At 35.8% G+C, this 3,596-nt stretch carries 2 protein-coding genes and 1 pseudogene; all 3 read left to right on the forward strand.

The genetic code is table 11. From position 1 onward, the window contains the following. Nucleotides 1–851, forward strand: a pseudogene (locus Q0L68_RS17960) (hypothetical protein); the annotation flags it as partial. Between the two features lie 394 nt (nt 852–1,245). Continuing rightward, a complete protein-coding gene (locus Q0L68_RS17965; RefSeq protein ID WP_296705640.1) occupies nt 1,246–2,826 on the forward strand; it encodes a CHRD domain-containing protein in 1,581 nt (526 codons plus the stop codon). A 257-nt stretch (nt 2,827–3,083) separates the two neighbouring features. Further along, on the forward strand, nt 3,084–3,596 hold a 513-nt coding region (locus Q0L68_RS17970; RefSeq protein ID WP_296705641.1), incomplete at its 3' end, for a hypothetical protein.

Genomic DNA, 3,596 nt, shown 5'->3' on the forward strand with positions numbered 1-3,596 from the left:
GTAATATTTCTATAAATTTTGCAAACCTAACCTTAATGTATGAATTGCCTACTTATGATGCGCTTCTTTTCGAAAACAGTAATGAGGATCAGTACTTCGGAAAAGATGGAGAATATACCCAATCTGTTAACAAGACTTTTAAAGACTTGAAACGATTTTGGGATATTGATTCTAATGAGATTGTTTTGGCTGCAATGCATGGAAATATGCTCCTCGAAAGAGACAGACTTATTAGAACTTATACTGAATTTTTTGGTTTAGACCCTTTAGGAGCAGAAAATTACGCCGATGCTGTGTTGTCATTTCTTGAAACTTTCCCTGAATACAGAAATGGTGAACACCCGAATTTTACTTTAAATGCTCTTGCTGTTGAAAGCTTGAACTTCTTTGGAAATGATCTACCAAGGAAAATAATATTAGGTGATGGTTTTTTGGAAGGTTTTACTGCTTTAGGCTTTGGTGATATTGCTCCTCAAGCAGTTTTAGCCCATGAGTTTGCACATCAAATACAATTTGAATTAAATATATTTGATAGTCCGGTAACAGATCCAGCAGAGGCTTCCAGAAGGACTGAGCTGATGGCAGATGCTTATTCTGCCTATTATCTTTCTCACGCACGTGGAGCTAGCATGCAATGGAAAAGAGTTCAAAAGTTTCTTGAGGTGTTTTTTCTAATTGGTGATTGTGGTTTTGGAGATCCTGGTCATCATGGCACTCCGCTTCAAAGAATGGCAGCAGCTAAATGGGGCTATCAATTGGCTAATAGTGCAAAAAAACAAGGACATATTATGAGTAGTAAAAAGTTTTCGGATCTTTTTGAAGCACAACTGCCTATTATTGTTTCACCCTAAATCAAATATTTACAAGATTTTTAGAGCGTAGTTTATTTCTACGCTTTTTTATTTTAACTATCTTTTTGGGTTATTAATACTCTCATCTTGGATAAAATGATAGGGTCTTTAAATGGACAGATATATTTTTCTTTTATTTCAAAAGAGTAAATAATAAACTTTTAACAAATCCGGTTGAAAATACTTTGTTGTCGCTTTCACAATAGTCCAGCCTTAAATCAAAAGCTATTTCTTTCCTTAAATGTCTTTTGTGCAGTTTTTCTTTAGAAAACCTTTCTTTTCCAATTAAATATTCCTGCCCTAAATCCAAAAAGGATATTCACTTCGTAACTGATGTTGCAACCAATCAAATTGGAAGCAGAACTGAATTAAAATTTTAACTAACCTTACGAAAATGAATTATTTAAAACACTTAATGGGAGGAGTTTTATTACTATTCTCTCTTATTTTCATCAGTTGTGATGACAAAATGGATCCAATTCCTATGCCTATGCCAACGGGGTCTAATGCAACATTCAACTTGTCTTCTGTTTCAAACCCAGGTATTTCAGGAACTGCAGAGTTTATTGAAAATGATGATAATACTACAACCATCAATCTAATGCTTTCTGGAACGCCTAATGGAGAAATGCATCCAGCTCATATTCATTTCAATACTGCAGCTGAAGGTGGTGATATTGCACTAACTCTTGGGACTGTCATGGGTGGAACTGGAATGAGCAGTGTAACTGTAAGTTCCTTGGATGATGGATCTCCTATCTCCTATTCTCAGCTAGTCAATTTTGATGGTTATATCAATGTGCACGCCTCTTCTTCTGACTTAGCAACATTGGTTGCTCAAGGAGATATTGGAGAAAATGCTCTAACTGGAGAATCAAAAACCTATACGCTAGGAACTGTCGCCGTGCAAGGAATTAGCGGTACAGCAACTTTTAGCCAACGCATGAATGATGAAACTTTGGTTAAAATTATGCTAAGTGGAACACCTGATGGAGGAATGCATCCCGGTCATATTCATTTTAACACTGCTGCCGAAGGTGGAGCAATTGCAGCTTCTTTTAATCCAGTTGATGGTTCTACAGGAATGAGTGTTACAAACATTTCTACATTGGATGATGATACGATGATTACTTATGATGAACTATTGGAATTTGATGGATACATAAATATTCACCTTTCTGCCACTGAATTAGGAACTTTGGTTGCCCAAGGCGATATAGGACAAAATGAATTGACCGGGGAAGAAAAAAGCTTTGAATTGGGTGAAAAGGATGTAGATGGGATAAGTGGATTAGCTACATTTAAAAAGCGCATGAATGGAGAAGCATTAGCAGTTCTCGAATTGATGAATACTCCCGCTGATGGGATGCACCCAGCTCATATTCATGCGAATACTGCAATTGAGGGAGGTGGTATTCTATTTACATTTAATCCAGTAAATGGAGCTTCAGGAATGAGTCAAACCAATTTTTCTATGCTTGATGACAATATGATGGTTGGCTATAATGAAATCTTGGATTTTGATGGATACATTAATGTTCACCTTTCTGCACAAGAGCTTGGAACCATAGTCGCCCAAGGAGATATTGGACAAAATGAGTTAACTGGAGAATCAAAGACTTATGTTTTGGCTGAAAAAGATGTTCCAGGAATTAATGGAACAGCTACTTTTAGAGAAAGAGCAAATGGTTCAACTTTGGCAATTTTAGAAGTTCAGAATACGATAGTTGGAAGTACTCATCCTGCTCATATTCACGAAAATACAGCTGCAATGGGCGGAGGTATTCTGTATACTTTTACTCCTGTGAATGGAACCACAGGCATAAGCATGAGTAACATTGTGGCTTTAGATGATATGACTCCAATTTCTTATAATGAATTATTAGAAATCAATGGCTATATCAACGTACACCTTTCTATGGCTGAACTGGGAGTAATTGTTGCGCAAGGTAATATTGGAAGTAATTCGAATTAAGGCCTATAAAATTTAGGATTTGAAAGCCCGGGTTGAAAACCCGGGTTTTTTTGGCTAAAAACATTGATAGTGTTGGCATAAGAATTTTCCAGCTTATAATAATTGAAATACGCTCTTAGCTTTTAATGTATTGGTTAATACCAAAACTTAATAATGATTTTTTTGAAGGATAATGAAGAAGCTTTCAATACAAAATTGAATTCTTTCTAATATTTTCTTTAAACATCGGTGGTATATTCTTTGTTCTTTTAATAGTAATGGTACACAAATACAAAGTTTTTATAGGTTTAATATTTCTTTCAGTTTTAGCGGTTCTTGCCTTTCAATCTGAGACTTCGAATTCTAAAGTCAATAACTCAATAGCTTTCTCCTCCGGGATTAATGATAAAATTAAAAAAGTATTTATTGAAGTGTGGCAACATTATGAATCTCTTCATCACTATGGATTCGAAGTCGTTCAAAGGCGTCTGTCAGGTTCAACGATGCAAGCCCAACCTGTGATCGATTTCAGTCAGGTTTTTGGTACTAAAAGAGGATATAGAATAGATGTAGCGGAGAAAGTGCTGGACTCGGGAGAACTTCATGTTGCTGATTTGCCCGAAGATGTTTTAAGAGGATGGTTTGCACATGAATTAGGACATATGATTGACTATGAAAATCATTCTAATGTTGGAATGATTGCTTATGGAATTCGTTATTCGTTATCAGATGAATATAAGCGGGAACGCGAACATGAAGCAGATAGTATTGCCATCAGATATGGTTTTAAA

Origin of the sequence: Algoriphagus sp., from assembly GCF_024642405.1 — a bacterium.
In the GTDB taxonomy this organism is placed as follows: Bacteria; Bacteroidota; Bacteroidia; order Cytophagales; family Cyclobacteriaceae; genus Algoriphagus.